The sequence below is a fragment of the Streptomyces sp. NPDC060209 genome (genome assembly GCF_042728155.1).
Lineage (GTDB): Bacteria > Actinomycetota > Actinomycetes > Streptomycetales > Streptomycetaceae > Streptomyces.
On record NZ_JBHWZS010000168.1, the window covers coordinates 1 to 18,168 of the forward strand.

The 18,168-nt window shown below is 69.7% G+C and carries 15 protein-coding genes and 1 pseudogene; 4 read left to right on the plus strand and 12 right to left on the minus strand.

Translation table 11 applies throughout. From position 1 onward, the window contains the following. The 4 genes and pseudogenes from ACFWFI_RS27130 to ACFWFI_RS27145 form a co-directional block, all read right to left on the minus strand. On the minus strand, window positions 1-962 hold a 962-nt coding region (locus tag ACFWFI_RS27130), incomplete at its 3' end, for an antibiotic biosynthesis monooxygenase (RefSeq protein ID WP_387394934.1). Then, entirely contained in the window at window positions 959-3,685 is a 2,727-nt protein-coding gene (locus ACFWFI_RS27135; protein WP_387394936.1) for a molybdopterin-dependent oxidoreductase, read from the minus strand. The genes ACFWFI_RS27135 and ACFWFI_RS27130, both read right to left, overlap by 4 nt. Beyond that, window positions 3,682-4,509 carry an FAD binding domain-containing protein gene (locus ACFWFI_RS27140; protein WP_387394938.1) on the minus strand — a complete coding sequence of 276 codons (828 nt, stop codon included), beginning with the start codon at window positions 4,507-4,509 and terminating at the stop codon, window positions 3,682-3,684. Before ACFWFI_RS27140 ends, ACFWFI_RS27135 begins: the two co-directional genes overlap by 4 nt. Before the next feature lie 403 nt (window positions 4,510-4,912). After that, window positions 4,913-5,104 (minus strand): annotated as a pseudogene (locus ACFWFI_RS27145) (helix-turn-helix domain-containing protein); the annotation flags it as partial. Window positions 5,105-5,241: 137 nt separating this feature from the next. Here ACFWFI_RS27145 and ACFWFI_RS27150 point away from each other — a divergent pair. Further along, window positions 5,242-5,946, plus strand: coding sequence for a DUF4232 domain-containing protein (locus tag ACFWFI_RS27150; protein WP_387394960.1), 705 nt, complete (start codon window positions 5,242-5,244; stop codon window positions 5,944-5,946). Window positions 5,947-6,367: 421 nt separating this feature from the next. On the opposite strand, the gene ACFWFI_RS27155 is transcribed toward ACFWFI_RS27150, so the two are convergent. After that, window positions 6,368-6,961: an MBL fold metallo-hydrolase gene (locus tag ACFWFI_RS27155; protein WP_387394940.1), complete on the minus strand. Its 594-nt coding sequence runs from the start codon at window positions 6,959-6,961 to the stop codon at window positions 6,368-6,370. A gap of 82 nt (window positions 6,962-7,043) precedes the next feature. On the opposite strand from ACFWFI_RS27155, the gene ACFWFI_RS27160 reads away from it, so the two are divergent. Together ACFWFI_RS27160 and ACFWFI_RS27165 are read left to right on the plus strand one after the other, a co-directional pair. Then, a complete protein-coding gene (locus tag ACFWFI_RS27160; protein ID WP_387394942.1) occupies window positions 7,044-8,000 on the plus strand; it encodes a GlxA family transcriptional regulator in 957 nt (318 codons plus the stop codon). A 747-nt stretch (window positions 8,001-8,747) separates the two neighbouring features. Next, entirely contained in the window at window positions 8,748-9,701 is a 954-nt protein-coding gene (locus ACFWFI_RS27165) for an AraC family transcriptional regulator (protein ID WP_387394944.1), read from the plus strand. 147 nt (window positions 9,702-9,848) lie between these two features. On the opposite strand, the gene ACFWFI_RS27170 is transcribed toward ACFWFI_RS27165, so the two are convergent. From ACFWFI_RS27170 to ACFWFI_RS27195, 6 genes are all read right to left on the minus strand, one after another. After that, window positions 9,849-10,730, minus strand: a complete 882-nt coding sequence (locus ACFWFI_RS27170) for an NAD(P)H-binding protein (RefSeq protein WP_387394946.1) — start codon at window positions 10,728-10,730, stop codon at window positions 9,849-9,851. 602 nt (window positions 10,731-11,332) lie between these two features. Next, the gene (locus ACFWFI_RS27175; RefSeq protein WP_387394948.1) at window positions 11,333-11,902 is read right to left on the minus strand and encodes a hypothetical protein; all 570 of its coding nucleotides are present in this window, start codon (window positions 11,900-11,902) and stop codon (window positions 11,333-11,335) included. A gap of 123 nt (window positions 11,903-12,025) precedes the next feature. Then, on the minus strand, window positions 12,026-12,610 hold the full coding sequence (locus ACFWFI_RS27180) for a hypothetical protein (RefSeq protein ID WP_387394950.1): 585 nt from the start codon (window positions 12,608-12,610) through the stop codon (window positions 12,026-12,028). Further along, a complete protein-coding gene (locus ACFWFI_RS27185) occupies window positions 12,603-13,157 on the minus strand; it encodes a SigE family RNA polymerase sigma factor (RefSeq protein WP_387394952.1) in 555 nt (184 codons plus the stop codon). Before ACFWFI_RS27185 ends, ACFWFI_RS27180 begins: the two co-directional genes overlap by 8 nt. 461 nt (window positions 13,158-13,618) lie before the next feature. After that, complete coding sequence (locus tag ACFWFI_RS27190; RefSeq protein WP_387394954.1) at window positions 13,619-14,380, minus strand: polysaccharide deacetylase family protein; 762 nt, start codon at window positions 14,378-14,380, stop codon at window positions 13,619-13,621. Window positions 14,381-14,788: 408 nt separating this feature from the next. Further along, window positions 14,789-15,388 (minus strand): hypothetical protein, encoded by a 600-nt coding sequence (locus ACFWFI_RS27195; RefSeq protein WP_387394956.1) that lies wholly within the window; start codon window positions 15,386-15,388, stop codon window positions 14,789-14,791. Window positions 15,389-16,022: 634 nt separating this feature from the next. On the opposite strand from ACFWFI_RS27195, the gene ACFWFI_RS27200 reads away from it, so the two are divergent. After that, window positions 16,023-16,769, plus strand: coding sequence for a DUF1838 family protein (locus tag ACFWFI_RS27200; RefSeq protein WP_387394958.1), 747 nt, complete (start codon window positions 16,023-16,025; stop codon window positions 16,767-16,769). Window positions 16,770-16,877: 108 nt separating this feature from the next. On the opposite strand, the gene ACFWFI_RS27205 is transcribed toward ACFWFI_RS27200, so the two are convergent. Continuing rightward, window positions 16,878-18,089 carry a S8 family peptidase gene (locus tag ACFWFI_RS27205; protein WP_387394962.1) on the minus strand — a complete coding sequence of 404 codons (1,212 nt, stop codon included), beginning with the start codon at window positions 18,087-18,089 and terminating at the stop codon, window positions 16,878-16,880. Window positions 18,090-18,168: the final 79 nt, after the last annotated feature.

Below are 18,168 nucleotides of genomic sequence, written 5' to 3' on the forward strand. Positions count from 1 at the left end.
GTCCAGAACTGCTGCGTCACGAGGTAGAAGACGACGGCCCAGAACACGGTCACCGCGGCGACGATGCCGAGGCCGAGGAGGTTGCTCCTCACCGCCGGTTCGTCAGGTGCGGGCCGCAGCCACCGCTTGAGCAGCCGGTTGACGTAGTAGGGCATCGTGAAGAAGCTCATGATGAAGCTCGACAGCAGATTGCCCACGAGCAGCCCGAGCCAGAGCGGCCACTTCAGCGGTGACAGGGCGAGCGTCAGCAGTACGACCGTCGGGTACAGGCCGACCCAGACCGCGATGGCGGTCTTGGTTTCCGAGGGCGGCCGCGCTTCCTTGCCGTTCTCCTCGAAGGCGAACCAGCTGCCGAACGAGTTGTCGATGGCGCGCAGTTTGAAGTCGTTGAACTTCTTCCCTTCGGCGAGGACCTCCTGCCGCTTCGCCGACGTCAACCACGCGTCGAGGTGCTCGGCGTTGTCGTAGCGGTACAGGGTGGTCCACTCGTCCTGAAGCCCCTCGATCGGGCGGAAGATCTCCGTGCCGCGGAACCCCTCGAACTTGCTCTCCTCCTGGGTCATGTGGCGCTGCCATTCGAGGAAGTCGTCGACCTGGCCCGGGTGGACGCGGTGGGTCACCACGACGGTCACGAGCGGGTCCGTCGGCTGCTTGCCGCCGCTGATCACCTGCTGGGTCGCGGGACCGTCGAAGTACTTCGCGCCGACGTCGAGGAGTTTCTGCCGGGTCGCGCCGTTCATCCACGCCTGCAGATGGGCCACCGAGTCGAACCGGTAGACGACGACCCACTCGGGTTGCAGGTCGGTCGGCGGGGACACCTCGGCGCCGAGGTGTCCGGCGTATTCGGCGGCAGCGGCGTTGACGCCCTCCTGCCACTTCTCGTACTCCCGCTCCATGCCGGGCCGGACCTTCCGGCTGAGGATGACCGTCGCGGCTGCGTCCGCATTGCGTTCGGTAGTCATCGTCTCGGGCCCGTCCGCGCCGACTGGCTCTCACCCAGCCGGCTGTAGATCCGTTCCGGGGTCAGGGGCAACTCGCGGTAGCGGACGCCCGTGGCGTCGGTGAGCGCGTTCGCCAGCGCGGGGGCCACCGGGTTGATGCAGCATTCCGCCATCCCCTTCGCCCGCATGGGCCCGACCGAGTCCGACGAGGCCACCAGGAGCAGCTCGGTGCGGGGGACATCGGCGTAGGTGGGGAGCCGGTAGTTGCGGAGGTTCGGGTTGACCACGGCACCGTCCGCGTCGACCTGGAAGTTCTCGGTGAGCGCGAATCCGATGCCCTGGGCGACGCCGCCGTCCACCTGCCCCCGGACCTGCTCGGGGTTGATGAGCACACCGGCGTCGGCCGCGTGGACGCTGTGCAGGATGCGTATCTCGCCCGTCACCCGGTGGACGGCGATGCGGAAGCCCTGGGTGTTGGAGGTGACGCTGCGGGGCGAGCCGTAGGCCTTGCGGGCGGCGGTGAACCGGATCCCGCGTGCCCGGGCCAGGGCGACGAGCGTGGCCAGCGGGACGCGCGCGTCCCCGCAGACGACGTGCTCGTCGTCCATGGAGCACATCACGAGGTGGACGCCGGTGTGCGCGGCGGCGAACTCCATGATGCGGTCGCGCACCGCGTTGGCCGCCTTGAGCACCGCGTTGCCCGCCACGAAGAGGCCCGCGCTCGCGAAGGCGCCGGTGTCGAATCCCGTGCGGTCGGTGTCGGACTGCACCAGACGGATCCGCGACGGGGTCGTACCCAGCTGGTTGGCCGCGATCTGAACGTGCGCGGTCGATGTTCCCTCCCCGAATTCGACGGTGCCGACGGCCAGTTCGTACACGAGGTCGTCGCCGAGCGTGATCCAGGCCTCGGAGATGTGGTCGGTCGGGGGCGCGGTCTCGTGCAGGGAGCTGGCGACGCCGACCCCGACGAGCCACCCGGGGCCGGGGGAGGGCTGATCGGCCGTACGGGCCAGGGCTCCGGCCACGAGGTCGATGCACTTGGCGAGCCCGTCCTCGTTGAACATCACGTCGTCGGGGCCGTCGTGCATCGCGACGAGCGCATCGCCGGGGCGCACGATGTTGCGGCGGCGCAGTGCGAGCGGATCCATGTGCAGAGCGAGGGCCAGCTCGTCCATCGCGCACTCCACGGCGAAGGCCGGCTGGGTCATGCCGTAGCCGCGCAGCGCGCCGCTGGGAACGGTGTTCGTGTAGACGGCGAAGGCGTCGTACTTCTTGTTGGGGCAGCGGTAGATCATGACGGCGGCGCCGCCCGCGTACAGCGTCTCGCCGCCGTGGTTGCCGTAGGCGCCCGTGTTGGAAACGTTGCGGACCTGGAAGGCCGTGAGCGTGCCGTCGGCCTTCGCTCCGAGCTTGACCGTCAGCTTCATCGGGTGCCGGGGCGAGGCCGTGGTGAACTCCTCCTCGCGCGTGTACTCGAGGCAGACGGGCCGCCCGGTGTCCAGGGTCGCGAGCGCGACCAGGTCCTCCGAGATGACCTCCTGCTTGCCGCCGAAACCGCCGCCTACGCGCTTGCAGAACACGCGGAGCTGGTCCGGGCGCAGCGCGAACAGGTAAGCCAGTTTGACCTTCGCGATCGACGGGGACTGCGAACTCGTACGGACGTTAAGCCGGCCGTCCTCCATCCAGGCGATCGAGCCGTGGGTCTCCAGGTGCGCGTGCTGCACGCGCGGTGAGACGTACGTGCCCTCGTGGATCACGTCGGCCGCGGCGAAGCCCGCGTCGACATCGCCGATGTGCGAGTGGGTCTCCAGGAGCAGGTTGTGGACGGAATCCCGGACGAACGGGTCCTCCGAGCCGTGCAGTCGGGGCGCCCCCTCGGCCATGGTCTCCTCGGGGTCGAAGACCGCCGGCAGGACCTCGTACTCGACGGCCAGCTTCCGGCAGCCCTCCTCCGCCGCCCCGACCGTGTCGGCGAGGACGACGGCGACGCGCTGGCCGACGAAGCGGACCGTGTCGTCGAGGATGTAGGTGTCGTCAGGATCGACCAGGTGGTCGGTGTGGATCGCCGTGGTGAAGCGTTTGCGCGGCACGTCCTGCCAGGTGTAGACGCGGTGCACACCGGGGACCTCGAGCGCGGCGGTCTTGTCGATCGAGAGGATCCGGGCGTGCGCGTGGGGCGAGTGCAGCACTTTGAGGTGCAGCATGCCCTCCATGCGGGTGTCCATCGTGAACTCGGCCCGACCGGTCACCACGTCCTCGGCCGCCGGCGCGCCGACGCTCGCTCCGACGGCCTTGCCCGGCGCGGCCGTCTGCACGGCGGCCTTGCCCTTCACGGCGTCCTCGATCGACCGGTAGCCGGTGCAACGACACAGATTGCCCTTCAACGCCCGTGGCAGGTCCGCCTTCTGGGCGTCGGTGAACTTCGCCGAGGTCATGATCATCCCGGCAGTGCAGAACCCGCATTGGAACCCCGGGGCATCGCGGAATTGCCGCTGCACCGGATGCAGGTCGCCGGGTGTGCCGAGACCCTCGATCGTGGTCACCTCACGGCCGTCCGCCCGGAAGGCGGGGGTGATGCAGCTGTGCACCGCAGTGCCGTCCAGCCACACCGTGCACGCGCCGCAGTCGCCCGCGTCGCACCCCTTCTTGACTCCGAAGTGACCGAGTGCGCGCAGGAAGGTGCGCAGGCACTGGCCGGGGGCCGGTTCTTCGTCGAAGCTCCGTCCGTTCACTCGGTAGGTCATGCCGGGCCCCCGGCGATGAGTTCGCCGCGGATTTCCTCGGCGAAGTGCTGTGTCAGGTGGCGACGGTGATCGGGGGTCCCGTTGGGGTCGGCGAACCAGACATCGGCGGGGATGGCGTCGATGCTCTGCCGCAGGGTGTGAGCATCGGGCATGGAGTCGAAGGCGAACCGTATCGGCCGCGTGGTGCCGGCGGTGACGGTGAGCAGCAGATTGCTCGTTCGAGGAGTGTGCGTACCGATGAGGAACACGGTCGAGCGGCCGAGGTGGGTCAGCGTGAATCGGCGGTGCGCGGCGCGTTTGCGCAGGGCATGCGCCGGAATGTCGATGCGGCGCAGGATCTCCCCGGGCGCGAGGACGTTGCGGTTGTTCCCGGTCACGAAATCGAGCGCGTCGACGGTGCGCACGGACCCGTCGCGGGCCCACAGCTCGTACCGGGCCTCCAGCGCGACCGTCAGCGTGACCATCGGGCCGGCGGGCAGGGACATGCAGATATTTCCGCCGACGGTCGCCGCGTTCCAGACCTTGAACGAGGACAGGAACGCCTCGCATGCCGCCCGGTTGAGGCCGGCGGCGACCCAGTCGTTCGGCGGCGCGAAGTCGTACAGGTCGCGAATGGTGCACGTGGCACCGATTTCCAGGCCGGCGTCGCTCGGGACGAGAGGCTCCCAGGGCAGCGAAGTCAGGTCCACCAGGCGTCGCAGGCTCGGCTGTTCGGCGGAGAACAGCCAGGTGCCGCCTGCGAGCCAGGCGTCTCCTTCGCGCCAGTCCACGCCCGGCCGGTCGGCCGGGAGGCGGACGACTTCGGTGATGGTGTTGAGATCCATGGGAATTGTTCTCCCTCACGAGAACGCTCGTGAACTGCTTGAGGGAGGGCCGACCCGGCGCGGAGATTCCTTTCCAGCGTACCGAGAACGGGCCGGCCCCGCTCGGCGCGGGCCAGCCCGGCGTGCACCGGCTGCTAGGGCCTGTGTTGAGTCCGTGCGGGAAGCCCCGGAGCACCCACTCACCTTCGGTGTTGTGGTCAACACACTGGGTAGATGATCCTCGAAATGGCCATACCGCTCAAGCTGGATGTACAGGACGTATCGAGCATGGTCCCCGGCTCGCCGGTGCCGGAACGCTCGCGCCCGCAACCGGCGACTCCTTGGCCGTACGCCTTCTGACCGCCACAGCCTCCGCGGCGCCCACAGGACACCCCGGTCACGGCACATCTCCCGCCCCTGCCCCATGGTGGGGGCTGCCGGTGCGGTCGGCCATCCCCGCCTCGCCGAGTTGACGGTAACGCCCGGCCCACCGCTGGGCTGCGGTCGGTGAGACCTGGAACCACTCCGCTGCCCGGCGCAGAGGCCATCCGTCATCGACCACGTGGAAGGCCAGCCGTAGACGTCCGGACTCGGCCCTTGCTGGGGTTGGTGAAATCCAACCCCGCTTCTTGGAACCGATGTTGCTGAGACAGAACCCGGACATGTCCCGAATCATTTCAGGATCGACTCGGTCCTAGTGTCATCAGTGCAAGCAGGAAGCACCGCAACCCCCGAAAGCTGCTGGAGATCATGATGCGCTCGCGCCTCGCCGCCCGTTCCACTCGTCTCGTCCTCGCCGCCGCGGCGGTGACGGCCCTCGCCGCCACCTCCACCGCCTGTAGCCCCGACGACGTCGAGGACACCAGCAGCTCCTCGGCTCCCTCCGCCGTCAGCGGCAAGAGCGGCAGCACCTCCTCCGGCGACAGCCCCTCCGCCAGCGGGTCCGGTTCCAACGGCTCCGGTTCCAACAGCGGCTCCTCCGACTCCGGCGACTCCGGCGACTCCGATGACAAGACCGCCGACTCCGGCGGCGGCGAGAAGAGCGGCTACGGACAGTCCTGCGGCACCAACGACCTGGACTTCACGGTCACCTCGGAGTCCCAGGCCGGCGGCTACTACCTCGTCACCGCCAAGGCCAAGTCCGGTATCACCTGCTACCTGGACGTCAACACCCCCAGCGTGTCCTTCGGCTCCGGCGTCGACGGTGTCGCCTCCCCCGTCGGACAGGGCGGCGCGGACCCCATCAAGCTCACCGGCTCGGACGTCGCATACACCGGTATCAGCCCCAAGACCACCAACAGCGATGCCGGCAAGGAATTCGAGAACGTCATCATCGCCACCACCAACGACGATCCCGACCCCGCCGAACTCAAGCTCCCCGACACCGCCACCGTCGACAAGCCCATCGTCACCAACTGGGCCACCAACCGCGCCGAGGCCGTCCCCGTCATCGTCTGACGAACCGGACCGGCACCGTCGACATCGCGCCCCACACCATGGCGTCCGTCGGCGCAGTCACCCAGCGCCCCCTGGGGGCGTCTCGTCGATCGCGTGTCCAGCCAGATGAGGGTGCTCGCGGCATCCGGCGCCCCACGGCCAACCGTGCCACAACCTGGCGGTAGGGCGGGCTCGGAGCGCGAGTTCGATTCTCGTCACCCGCTCTTCGAAGAAGGCCCTGGTCAATGACCGGGGCCTTTCGCTCTCCCACCAGGACGCCGCTGCCGGCTGAACCTCTGCGCACGGGCCCATTCCGCCTGGAACATGGGCACGCTCAGGAGCGCCTCGTCGAGCTCGAACTCAATTCTTCGTTGCCCGGGCCCCTGACGGCTTCCGCGCTGTTCGCGCGCACCGCCGCTGCCTTCGCGTTCGTAAGGGGCCGCTAGCGCGGCGCGGTGTCGTCGGCCGGGAACGCGGGGCCGTGGCCGGGCACTATCAGGTCCGCGGCGGCAAGTACTCGGAGCCTGGATGCCAGCAGCATCTCGTGGTCCGGGGCCACCGGGTCGTCCACCGGGCCGTTGGGGCGCCACCACAGGTCCCCCACGAAGGCCACGACACCCGAGTCCGTGCCTGCCAGCAGGGTGATGTCCTCGCGGCTGTGTCCCGGCGTGCGGATCAGCCTGAGCGAGGAGGTCAGTTCGTAACCCTCGGCGTCGCGGTCGGTCCACTGGTCGTTCAGGTAGATCGCCTTGTGGTCGTGGACGCGGGCCCGGCCGAAGAGGCCGACGTTCATGGTGTTGTCCGGATGGTGGTGGCTGAGCACCACATCGGTGATGTCATCGGGGCCGATCCCCGACTCCGCGAGCGGGCCGAGGATCCGCTCGCGGCCGGCCACCATGCCCGGGTCGACGATCACGCGGCGCTCCCCGTCACTGATGTAGGAGACCGTGGCGGCCACCCCGGGGCCGGTGGAGAGGGTGTAGCCGGTGGTGAGGATCTTGTACATGGAGCTGCGGCCGAGCGGTGCGTCTGTCATGGCCCCAAGTCTTCGGTGCGGAGCCCTCCTACACGAGTGGCCGCTCTGCCACTGATCGCAGGAATCGTGCCACACTCCCCGCATGCCGCCCTTCGTGACCGTCGCCGCCTACGCCCCGCCCGGCGTCGGGATGCTCGGAGCCGGCATCGTCTCCGAGGTGTTCGACTCACGCGGCCAGGACCTGCCCCGCTTCGACTTCGGTCTGTGCACCGACCGGCCCGGACGGATCCGCAGTGATGTCGGGCTCCCCATCGTGGTCGAGCACGGCCTGGACCGGCTGGCCGCGGCCGACCTGGTGATCGCTCTGCCCTGGGCGGACTTCCGCACACCACCAGGACCCGCCGTACTCGATGCGCTGACCTCGGCACATGAGCGCGGCGCGCTGGTCGCGGGACACTGTGTCGGCGCTTTCGCGCTCGCTGCGGCCGGCCTGCTCGACGGGCGGCGCGCCACCACCCACTGGCGGTTCACCGGCCTTCTGGCCGACCGCCACCCGGACGTCACCGTCGAACCCGACGCCCTGTACATCGACGAAGGCCGGATCATCACAGGCGCGGGAGCCGCTGCCGGCTTCGACCTGTGCCTGCACCTCCTGCGGCGGGAGTACGGCGCCGCCACGGCCAACGCCATCGCCCGCGACCTGGTCCTGCCGTCCCACCGCGACGGGGGACAAGCCCAATACCTGGCCACCCCGGCCCCCGAGGACTGTCACGACGATCGCCTCGCGGACGCACTCACCTGGGCCCGTGAGAACCTCCACGAGCCGCTTTCCGTGGCGGAGTTGGCCCGCCGATCCCTGATGAGCAGACGCTCCTTCGCACGCCGCTTCGCCGCTTCGACCGGCAGCACCCCGCACGCCTGGCTGCTCGGCCTGCGGCTCAGCCGCGCCGAGGAACTCCTGGAGACCACGGACCTCCGTGTCGAGGAGATCGCCCGCCTGGTCGGCTTCGGTAGCGCGGCCGTCCTGCGCTCCCAGTTCGTACGGCGCCGGGGAGTGCCGCCCCGCTCCTACAGGCGGTCCTTCACCCGCACGCCGTAGCCGGGGGTAGGAGCTTGCCCCGTCCCTGTCCATGAAAAGGCCTCAGGCCAATGGCCGGAGGCTTCTTCGTTGTCCGGTCCGGGCGGACCGCGCCTTGTCGAGGTCGACTGCCTTCCCGCCCGAGTCAGGTGTGGTGGAGATGTTCATGTCGGCTTCGAGTCGGTTGCACAGTTCGCTTTCGTTCGTCGTGATTCACTAAATGTCCTTCCCGGACAACTGAGGTTGGACGGGGTCCGGACGGCGCTGGGTGGCAGGCGTCCGGGCCCTGCTTTTGGGGATCACCAACGTTGGGCGGGGAATCATGGCGCAGAGCGGCGGCGGCATATGGCTGGAGAGGTTTGCCCTGTCGCACTGCGTGGCGGGGCCGGTGATCGTTGCCTCATACGCGCTGACCGCCGCATCCTGGAGCACCTCGCTGGGACGGGGCCAAGCGGCAGGCATGGCGTGGTTCGCAGGCTGGTCACTGCTGGTGTTGGGCAAACGCCTACGCTCGCGCAACCGGGCTGAGCGTGCGGACGCCAGGCAACGCGCTGTTCCGGAGGTGTAGGCGCAGGCGGTGCCAGCCGAGCGAAGTCGGGATTCAGTACCCGGCATCCGTGTGGCACTTGCGACAGGTACGGCGCGCGGGCATCGCTTCGGCGAGTGCCGCGGTGCGCCCCGGTGCCATCGGGCGGGCCCCATGGCCGTCCGTCCGTCGTGCATAGGTAATCGTCCGGCACACCCGTGGTCCTGCCTATCGTTGGCGCCATGGACGTGTTCGACGAGCTGTTGCGGGGCGTGCGGGGCAAGGGTGCGGTGTTCGGTCGTTCGGTGCTGTGGCCGCCGTGGTCGCTGCGGTTCACCGACGGCGCGTACCTGACCCTGTGCGTACCGCTACGTGGCGCCGGATGGATCGTGCCGGAGACCGGGGAAGCGCGGCACGTGGCGCTCGGCGAGTCCGCGATCGTCCGGGGGCCCGCACCGTTCTGCTTCACCGACGACCCGGCGAACGGTACGGCGACGGAGCAGACGGGGGGCGTACGGGAGGTGCGCTGGGGCGAGGGCGCGCCTGACCCCGCGGACCGGGACCTCGAACTCAGCTGCTCCACCGTGCTGTTGGCTGCCGCATATGACGTACGGGAGCAGGTGCCGCAACGGCTCCTCCGTGCTCTGCCGCCGGTCCTGGTGGTACCCGACGAGCAGGACTGCTCGCCGATGCGGGACTACCTGGAGGCGCAGATCGGCGGCGGCCGGCCCGGACACCAGACCGTGCTCGACCGGCTTCTGGACTGGCTGCTGGTGTGCACGCTGCGGGACTGGTTCGACCGTCCGGAGGCCGAACCGCCCGGGTGGTACGGCGCACTCGGCGACGAGGTGGCGGGGCCCGCCCTGCGCGCGATCCACGAGGATCCGGCGCACCCATGGACGACGGCGGAGCTGGCAAGCCGGGCGGGAGTGTCGAGGACGACCTTGGCGAAGCGGTTCACGGAACTGGTAGGGAACGGGCCGGTGGCGTATCTCACCGAGTGGCGGATGACGGTCGCCGCCGATCTGCTGACCCGCCCGGAACTGACGGTGGCGGCGGTGGCCCGGCGGGTCGGCTACGCGGATGCGTTCGGCTTCAGCGCGGCGTTCAAACGGCTCCGGGGCGAGAGCCCGAGCACGTACCGGCAGGAGGCCGCCACCACCCACGTGCCGGACCGCGCCGTACCGGCGGGCTGATGCCGCCGGAGCCGGGACCTGGCCGCATCAGTCATGCGAATCGGGCCGCACCGGCGGAGAAAGGGGCCGGTGCGCCCCGGCAGCGTACCGGGGCAGGGCGACGCCGGAGCCCTCCGGCGCCTTCCCACCAGTTGCCCCGGCTCCCCCTCAGTCCCAGGCCCCCGCCGCCGACGCGTCACGGACGAAGTCGGCGATGTCGCGCGGTGGGCGGCCGAGTGCTCTCCGCACGCCGTCCGTGACCGGGGCCTCCTGGCTCGTGCGGATCGGCTTCATCGCATCGGTCCAGAGCGCGGCCTCCTCCTCGGGCAGTCCCTGTGCCACCAGCCCGGCCCGGAAGGCGGACTCCTCCACCGGGACGTAGGCGGCGCGCGCGCCGGTCACCTTCGCGATCTCGTCGAGTACGTCGGCGATGCCGAGTGCCCGGGGGCCGGAGAGTTCGTACACCTCGCCGTCGTGGCCGTCCTCGGTCAGGGCCGCGGCGGCCCCCGCCGCGATGTCGTCGGCGTCGACGAACGCGGCGGCCCCGCCGCCGGTGGGCAGGGCCAGTTCGCCGGCACGTACGCCGTCGAGGAAGACGCCCTCGCTGAAGTTCTGGGCGAACCAGCCGGGACGCAGGATCGTCCAGGCGGCGCCGGATGACCGGACGGCCGCCTCGCCCTCCGTATGCGGGCCGCCGCCCTCGTAGGAGGAGCCGAAGTAACCGGGCACGTCCACACCCCGGGCCGAAAGCAGCACCAGCCGTCGCACCCCGCTCGCGACGGCCTGCTCGACGAAGGCGGGCGTCGGGGAGGGTGAGGTGTCCAGCGGGACGATGTAGACGGCGTCGACCTCGTCGAGGGCCGCCTGCCAGGTCGTCCGGTCCGCCCAGTCGAAGGGTGTTTCCCCGGACCGTGAGGCCGCTCGGGTCTCCACGCCCAGCTCGCGGAGCCGTGCCACCGTCCTACGGCCGGTCTTGCCTGTGCCGCCGATCACCAGCACGGTGTTCCCGGTGCTCATCGTGTCCGTACGTGTCGCGTCCGTCTGTGTCATGCCGCAAGCTTGGCCGCGCCGGTGGTCCGCGACCATGGTTCATCGTCCGGGAGGGATGTCCGCGCGTCCGGGCGTGGAGGCCCTGGCGGGGGAGGGTGTGCCGCGAGATCGAGCCGTACCGCGGCGCGTACCGCCTGGACCAACGCATCGTCGCCTCTGTCCGCCTCCACCGCGAGCAAGGCGGGCGCACCATCGTCCTCAGCCCATGCGGCGTCCGCCGGGAACGATTGGCGGTCCACGGTCCAAAGGTCCCGGTCGCCGTTGCCGACCGGGAGGATCCGGCCGTCGTCATGTGGAACCCCTCGGGGACGTGCTCCCCGACCACTGGCCGCGTGGGACGGACCGCCTCATCAGTAACTGGATCGTTCCCGGCTCGCGGGGCAAATCGTCAAGCCCCGACGCCGATTCCGGAACCCCGTCCCGGATCTCTCCGGGACGGCGTCCCGTCGACCTCAGCCGCACAGTCGCCGCCTGGCGTGGCCACGGAGCGCTGAACCCGCTGACCGGGCGGCTTCGACGCGATCGTCATCACGCTGCGACGAGTGCGATCCTGCCTCGCGGGCATCCCGGAAACGGTGTACCGGACGAGGTTCTGGCCTGCGTCAGGACGTGTACAGCGACTGCAGCCGGGTGACCCGGCCCTCTCCGTCGAAACTCAGGTCGTACCCGAGGAGCGAGCGGGCCGAGGACGACTGGGCCGTCAGCCGGCTGACGAATTCGGCCTGGGAGTACGACGAGGCATGCTTCCCGTCGCCGAGCGGGACCGACAGCAGCACCTTGGCGTCCTCGGCCATGCGCACCTCGGTGTAGGGCCCCTCGCCCGGGACGATCACCCATGCCTCGAATTGGGCGTGGGCCTTCTTCTGGGCGGGCCGCACCGACAGGTACGTACGTCCGTCGCCGGTCCGGGCGTCGTCGATCTGCACGAACTGCTTGGTGCCGGCCCAGGGGGCCGCACCGGCCGACGACGACGTGCCGTCCGGGTCCGCACCGCCGCCCGGCGCGGTGGTCGGTACCGACTCGTCGGAGGTCGCGGAAGACGTCGTCGATGCCACCGGTGCGGTGGCGGACGCCTGCCCCTCGCTCTCAGAGCTGCACCCTGTCAGGGCCACAAGGCTGACGGCGAGAGCGGTGAGGCAGCGCACGGTGGTCCGGCGGTGTGAGACGCGCATGGTCAAGTCCCCCAAGGATCAAATGTGTTCCGGATACGTGGTCTCTACGCGCCACCCCACCCCTCGGGTTGCACCCCGATCCGATTCCTTTTTCGCGGCCCGCCCCGGAGCTCCCATGCGGATTCACTCGGCGAGCCAGTACGCCTCCCGCAGCGAGTGCACTCGGCCCTCGCTGTCGTAGTCGATCGCGAACACCCACCGCGGCCCAGCGGCCAGTCGGCCGACCAGTTCCCCCAGTTGCACGTCCGCGGGGTCCCCGCCGGACAGCTTCCGCGCTTCGACCGGCGTCCCCCGCGGCAGGGTCAGCGTGTGCACCACCCCAACGGGCGCGGGGGTCCCCCGGACGGTACTGAGCTGCTCGACGGTGACCTGCACCGTGTCCCCCTTCGCCACCGCGCCGTACACATAGCCCAGCTCGCCTGCGTACTCCTCACCCGGAACGGGCGTCGGCGGCACGAACTGCGCAGCGGTCGGCGCCGGGATGACGGTGGGCGGCTCGGGGCCCCAGGAGGCCCGGGTCAGCGACAGACCGCCCACGGCCACGGCCACGGCCAGCAGCGCGCCGCCGGACCCCAGAGCGGCCCGCCTGCGGCGCAGCCGCTGCTCACCACGCGCCCGGATCCGCTCTGCTGCAAGCGGCGCCGCGTGCCGCCGACCTGACTCGGCAAGGTCGACCAGGTGATCCTCCAGCCCGGTTCCGTCAGTCATTACGCGCCTCCGACAGGCGGGTCGTCCTCGGATTCAGCTCGGTGTCGGCCAGCAGCCGTGCCAGCGCCGCCCGCCCCCGGCTCAGATGTGCCTTGACCGTACCGACGGGGCAGTCGGCCTCGGCCGCCACCTGCTCGACCGTCAGGTCACACAAGTGGTGGAGTACGACGGCCCGTCGTTGAGCCTCGGGAATCTGCCGCAGAGCCTGAACCAGCAGCACGTGGTGCGGTTCCGGTGGCGGGGCCGTGGCCGACGGGCCCTGCCGTCGGGCGAAGGCGAGCGCGGTGCGCACCCGCCGCCACCGGCTTACCGCCAGCCGCCAGGCCACCGTGCGCACCCACGCCTCGGGGGCGCCGTTCAAGTCCAGCTCGGCCCGGCGTTCCCAAGCCCGGACGAAGGCCTCTTGGACCACGTCCTGTGCCTCTGCGAGGTCGCCTGTCATCGCATACAACTGGCCGATGAGGCGGCCGACGCTCGCAGAGTAGAAGGCGTCGAATTCGTGCTCGTCCGCACCCCGGCCGCCGCGCGCTTCATCTGGTGGTCGCATGCCTCTCCTGTCACGCCGCACGGTGCCACTCGGCTCACTCACAACACAGGAGGGCGGCTCGCCCGTGGGGTCGAAGGGGGACCGCCAAGAGGCCTGTCCCCCGCCAACAGCCGGCTCTGGGCGGCCTTGAGCCGGGAGGTGCAGGACGTATCGTGAAGTCGTGGACAGAGAACTCGCTGGTTGACCGTGCTCCGCCGGTGGATCGCGTGGTGAGCACTGGTCACTGCAGGCTTCTGGCTCCTGGGCACGGTTCTGGATCAGCCGACCAGCCTCCCAGGGTGTGCTGCGACTGCTGTGCTCGTGATCGCCGTGGGGGAGTTCGGCGACCGGGTTCGACGTGGGTGAGGATCCGTACTGCGAGAGAACCCGGATCCCGCTGACATCGACGACCGGCACCAACGGCAGACACCGGCGGTTCCGGAGATGCGCAGGTCTGTATGCCCTGTGCGGGCCGGAGTCAACTACCGTACGGGGAAGCCGAATGAGTAGCCCTGTTGCTTCAGCCAGGGCAGCACCTCGCGCATGGCGGCCAAGGTCTGGGAGCGGTCCCCTCCCGCGTCGTGGAAGAGGATGGTCGGCCCGTTGGCGACCTCACTCTTGACGGTGGCGACCATGGTGTCCACGCCGGGACGCTCGAAGTCCTTGGAATCGACGTTCCAGCCCAACGGCCGCATCCCCCGGGAAGCGGCGAGCTGCCGGCTGTACGGGGTGAAAGCACCGCCCGGGGCCCGGTAGTACTGCGGCCGGACGCCTCCGGACGCCTCCGTGATCATGCGTTCGGCATCCAGGATCTGCTCGGACTGGTATGCCTCGGACTTGGTGTCCATGGCGGTGTCGTGCGAGATCGTGTGGTCGCACAGCCGGTGCCCGGCCGCGACGACATCCTTCACCAGGTCCGGGTGCGCCTGGGCCTGCGTGCCCACCATGCAGAACACAGCCTTCACACCGTTGTCCTTCAGCAGCTGCAGCACCTGCGGCGTCCAGACCGGGTCCGGACCGTCGTCGATGGTGATGTTGACACCCCGTTCGCCGCGGTCCGAGGCGTGCGCGATGTCCGCCGCCACCTTGGCCACAGGCCGGTCCTGGGACCGGGCGTCCGCTTGCGGCTGCTGCCCGGGGTCGGCCTGCGCGGTCCACACCGAGGTGGCAGCGGCCACCGCCGTCACCGCGAGCCCCGCCGCGAGAAGCCTGCCGTGCCATCCCCTTCCCTTGTGCCTTGCCATGTCTGCCCGCCCCTTTGCTGCTTCCGCCGATGCCGTGCCCCCATGAAGTCATACGAACGCCCCTACAAGGGGCCTCTGTTACCGACCGCGGACGAACCCGCAGGGGGCCGGCGACAAACGCAGGAGTTCCGCGACAGATGAGGGGCGCGACGGCGCCCGGGTCGCCGAGCTCGACGGAGACTGCCCGACCGGTCGACCGGAGGACGTGCGGCTGTCGTCGGGAGGGAAAGGCTGCACCGCGGACACCAGTCGCGCTCCGACGGCGCCGACGGGCTGCAGCTCACCCAGGGGTGATCGGGCCACCGGGCTCCCCACGCGCCCCGACTTACGAAGCCCCGACAGACGAAGAAGAGCCCGTCAGCAAGCTGACGGGCTCTCGTGAAGTTCGAAACTCAACCTGCCATCAGGTCAGATCGTCGGTGTGTCATCGACGATCTCCTTGTGGGGTTCGACAACGAACCTCCAGCCGTCGCTGGGCTCCAGGAACCGCACTCGGGTCGGGTAGATGTCCAGGGCACGGCGGTCGCGGTTCTGGCTGTTCGTGTTCTTCCGTCCCCGGGCCGGCTCCTCGAACAGGTCCACCTTGACGTCCGGCACCGCGACGGCTTCCTCGCTCCAGCGCTGAACGATCCCCGCGCCGAATGCGTCCCGCGCGGCGGAGTAGAGGGACTCCAGGGATTCCTTGCCCCCGCCCGGAACGAAAAGGGCAAGGTTCAGGAGGACGCCGGCACTCTGGAGAACCTCAATCTCTTCCCCCGCCTTGTCGGCGACCCAGATCCCGCGCTCCTCGGCATTGTCCGGGAGAACATGAATTTCCCTGCCGAAGATCGTCCTCGCGACGAAGGACCCTCCCTCGAAATTCTTACCCGGCTCCGCGAGGAAAGCCGGGGCGTAGCAGTCGAGAGGAAGGTCATCCATCTCTGCCGAGACGAAAATACTGTCCTGGAGGCCCAGTTCAGAGACCTCTCCGGCCGTAAGACGTCGAGCCGTAACCTTCTCGGTATTCACGCCATTCCCCTTTTTTCGTGGCGTCGTGCAAATCCATTAGGACTATATCACGGAAAACGAACAGTCAGCCCCTTTCCACACGCTCCGCGCCCGCGGCAGCGAAATCACCCTTTCGAGTAATTCCCTCCGGCAGGAGAGCAGACAAATGCTCTCGCATCGCCCGCGAAGCGCAGCCCTGCGGGGAAATACGGTGAGGCCAAAAAGGCGACTCACCACATCGGCGGGGTTTTCGGGACCCGTCGGCGCCATGTGAAATGCGAGCGTCCGGGGGCGAACGTCAGACCGGCGACGCGCTCGAGCGAGCCACGGCGGTCGCCTCTCCGGTCGGGCCCTTCACGCCTGGCCCGACGGCCGTCTTCGCGGGGCCGCCTTCTCTTCACCCAGGGCGCCGCCACCCGGTTCGTCAGGTGCTGGACGCCGCAGGGAAGGGGTCGTTGTGACATTCAGGCCCGAACCGGCCTGCGGTCAGGCCCATCAGGCCCGCGAACGACTCTTGCCACTGGGCAGCGTCTCAGGGCTGTCCCGTAATCCCCGGCGGGCGCACGACGACGCGGCTCGGGCTGAGAAGGCGAACGCGACCGGTTGCGAAGAGGGGTACTTTCCTGGGCTGCGGCGGCCGCGCAGAGTGGTCCGTATGACGACACCCGCGGAGTTGCTCCGCTCCCTCGCCCGCACCCGCGCCTCGCTCGACGGCGAGGAGGTCACGTACTGGTGGTCCGGAGATGTGTACTCCTGGGCCCCGGACGAGCCCTACCAGCGCGTCTTCGGCTTCGAAGGGCTCAACGTCGCCCGCCTGGTCCAGGACGCCGAAGCCGGGCCGGACGCCTACCAACTGCTCACCCGCGAGGCCGCTTTCTACCTGGACCCCGTCACCCGCGAGATCCTGGAGACCTGGCAGGACCTGCCGGTGGTGCACGTCTGGAACGACCCGGCGAACCAGAAGTGGCGCCCCTTCCCCGTGCCGACGACCGAGCTGGGCGGACAGGTCTGCTTCAGCCTGGAGATCCCGCTCGCCTACCCCTCGCCGCTGCCGGTCGCCCGGTATCCCGTCCATTCGGCGGGCGACACGTACAAGGCCCTGGAGCTCTTCCAGTTCTTCGCCGACCGCGCCGACCTGGCAGGACCGGCTCCCAGCGTCCCGGCCACCATGTCGTGGACCCGCATGTCCCCGTGGCTTCCGTTCATGGCCCGCGGTCAGAGGCCAGGTGGCCTCACCTTCCACTGCCGGGGCCGCAAGCTCGGCTCGTACGCCGAGGTCCCCGAGCGGACCCGCGCCTACATCGCCGACCGCCATCCGGAGTTCGCCCATGCCCCGGAGAAGTGGAGCGAGCCGAACGAGACCAGCTGGACGTACTTCCGCAGGCTCCACCCGCCGCGGTGACGGAAGGTCTTCCTCCGTCCCGGACCTTCGCGAGCACCGGTCCGGGACGACGTGGGCCGGGGACCCGTACGAGGGATCGCCCCGTACGTGTCCCCGGCCGTCCTGTTGTTACGGGACGAGCTTGAGGAGCTTGTTCGGGGAGCCGGTTCCGACCCCGGTGAGGACGTTGGACGTCGCACCGTTCACGAGTGCCGAGGCCACGGTCGCCGGAGCGGCGCCGGGGTGGCTCGTCAGGTAGACCGCCGCGGCGCCTGAGACGTGCGGGGCGGCGAAGGAGGTTCCGCTGCCGGTGTAGGTCGCGCTGTTCGAGGTGTTCCAGCCGGCCGTGATGTCGGAGCCCGGCGCGAAGATGTCCACGGCGGGGCCGTAGTTCGAGTAACTGGCCCTCGCGTCGGTCCTGGTCGTGGCACCCACCGTGATGGCGGTGGTCACCCGGGCCGGTGAGTAGGCGGAGGCCAGAGCTCCCGAATTGCCGGCCGCGATGGAGTAGGTGACTCCGGACTCGATCGACCGGCGCACCGCGTTGTCCAGTGTCGTGCTGGCCCCGCCGCCGAGCGAGACGTTGGCGACGGAGGAGGCGACGTGGTTGGCGGTGATCCAGTCGACACCGGCGATGACGCCCGCGGTGGTACCGGAGCCGTCGTTGCCGAGGACCCGCACCGCGACGATCTTCGCCTTCTTCGCCACACCGTAGGTGGTTCCCGCGACGGTCGTGGCGACGTGCGTGCCGTGTCCCGCACCGTCCTGGGCGGTGCTGTCGTTGTCGACGAAGTCGTAGCCGTACGAAGCCCGGCCGGCGATCTCCTGGTGGGTGATGCGTACTCCGGTGTCGAGGACGTACACCGTCGCGCCACTGCCGCCCGTGTCCGGGTAGGTGTACGTACCGCTCAGCGGGAGGTTCGTCTGGTCGATCCGGTCGAGACCCCAGGGTGCGTTGCTCTGGGTGGCGGTCGAGTGGACCTTCTGGTCCTGCTCGACCGAGGCGACCGCCGGGTCGGCGGCGAGCCTCTTGGCCTCGGTGCTGCTGAGCGTGGCGGCGTAGCCGTTCAGCGCCGACGTGTAGGTGCGCTTGATCGTGCCGCCGTGGTCGGCTATCAACCGCTTGCCCCGGTCGGCGGACGCCTTGAACCCGGAGGTCTGCTTGAGCGTGACGATGTAGCTTCCGGGCACCGCCTCGGCTGCCCCGGCGTGCAGGACTCTGCCCTCGGGCTCGGCCGCCTGAGCGGGTAAGGCCGCACCCGCGCCGACTGCCAGTGCCACAGTCGTCGCGGCCGCGATCGCTGCGGCGATCCGGTTCCTGGTGTTGCGCACTGCTGCCATCGAGAGGTCCTCCTCGAGAGGTGGCGCGCCAGGGGTTCGACGCGCCGACGGGGTGCGGCGTACGGGGTTCGTACGCCGC

What these genes read in the sequence shown, in the direction of transcription:
- ACFWFI_RS27190 (WP_387394954.1), bottom strand. Translation starts at nt 14,380, where the DNA reads ATGGCAAGGCACAAGGGAAGGGGATGGCACGGCAGGCTTCTCGCGGCG.
- ACFWFI_RS27185 (WP_387394952.1), bottom strand. Translation starts at nt 13,157, where the DNA reads ATGCGACCACCAGATGAAGCGCGCGGCGGCCGGGGTGCGGACGAGCAC.
- ACFWFI_RS27140 (WP_387394938.1), bottom strand. Translation starts at nt 4,509, where the DNA reads ATGGATCTCAACACCATCACCGAAGTCGTCCGCCTCCCGGCCGACCGG.
- ACFWFI_RS27180 (WP_387394950.1), bottom strand. Translation starts at nt 12,610, where the DNA reads ATGACTGACGGAACCGGGCTGGAGGATCACCTGGTCGACCTTGCCGAG.
- ACFWFI_RS27155 (WP_387394940.1), bottom strand. Translation starts at nt 6,961, where the DNA reads ATGACAGACGCACCGCTCGGCCGCAGCTCCATGTACAAGATCCTCACC.
- ACFWFI_RS27165 (WP_387394944.1), top strand. Translation starts at nt 8,748, where the DNA reads ATGGACGTGTTCGACGAGCTGTTGCGGGGCGTGCGGGGCAAGGGTGCG.
- ACFWFI_RS27175 (WP_387394948.1), bottom strand. Translation starts at nt 11,902, where the DNA reads ATGCGCGTCTCACACCGCCGGACCACCGTGCGCTGCCTCACCGCTCTC.
- ACFWFI_RS27160 (WP_387394942.1), top strand. Translation starts at nt 7,044, where the DNA reads ATGCCGCCCTTCGTGACCGTCGCCGCCTACGCCCCGCCCGGCGTCGGG.
- ACFWFI_RS27200 (WP_387394958.1), top strand. Translation starts at nt 16,023, where the DNA reads ATGACGACACCCGCGGAGTTGCTCCGCTCCCTCGCCCGCACCCGCGCC.
- ACFWFI_RS27170 (WP_387394946.1), bottom strand. Translation starts at nt 10,730, where the DNA reads ATGACACAGACGGACGCGACACGTACGGACACGATGAGCACCGGGAAC.
- ACFWFI_RS27205 (WP_387394962.1), bottom strand. Translation starts at nt 18,089, where the DNA reads ATGGCAGCAGTGCGCAACACCAGGAACCGGATCGCCGCAGCGATCGCG.
- ACFWFI_RS27135 (WP_387394936.1), bottom strand. Translation starts at nt 3,685, where the DNA reads ATGACCTACCGAGTGAACGGACGGAGCTTCGACGAAGAACCGGCCCCC.
- ACFWFI_RS27150 (WP_387394960.1), top strand. Translation starts at nt 5,242, where the DNA reads ATGCGCTCGCGCCTCGCCGCCCGTTCCACTCGTCTCGTCCTCGCCGCC.